This window comes from Pseudomonas helleri (assembly GCF_009600315.1).
GTDB classification, from domain to species: Bacteria; Pseudomonadota; Gammaproteobacteria; order Pseudomonadales; family Pseudomonadaceae; genus Aquipseudomonas; species Aquipseudomonas helleri_A.
This window is the reverse complement of record NZ_WIWC01000154.1, coordinates 1-287: the sequence shown is the minus strand read 5'-3', so window position 1 is coordinate 287 and position 287 is coordinate 1. Positions and strand designations below refer to the sequence as shown.

Annotated in this window: 1 protein-coding gene; it reads left to right on the top strand. The window is 62.7% G+C overall.

Annotated elements, in window-relative coordinates; genetic code table 11:
• Nucleotides 1-287 (top strand): FAD-dependent monooxygenase (locus GHN86_RS23200; RefSeq protein WP_194286575.1); only part of this gene is annotated, 287 nt, incomplete at both ends.

Here is a 287-nt window from a genome sequence, read left to right as displayed (position 1 = left end):
CACTCGATGAACGCAGTTTCCTCAGCGAGTTGCAGGCCGTTTTTGGCTATCGCCTGGGCACCCTTGAACAAGTCGGCGCCCGCCACTTGTACCCGCTGGTGCTGGTTGAGGCCGAAGAGCAGGTACGCCCACACCTGGTGGTGTTGGGCAACGCGGCGCACAGCCTGCACCCGATTGCCGGTCAGGGCTTCAACCTGTCGTTGCGTGACGCCCAGGCGTTAGCCGATGCCTTGCTGGCCAGCGAGCAAAAGCCCGGCGAGCTGGCCACCTTGCTGAGTTATCAACAG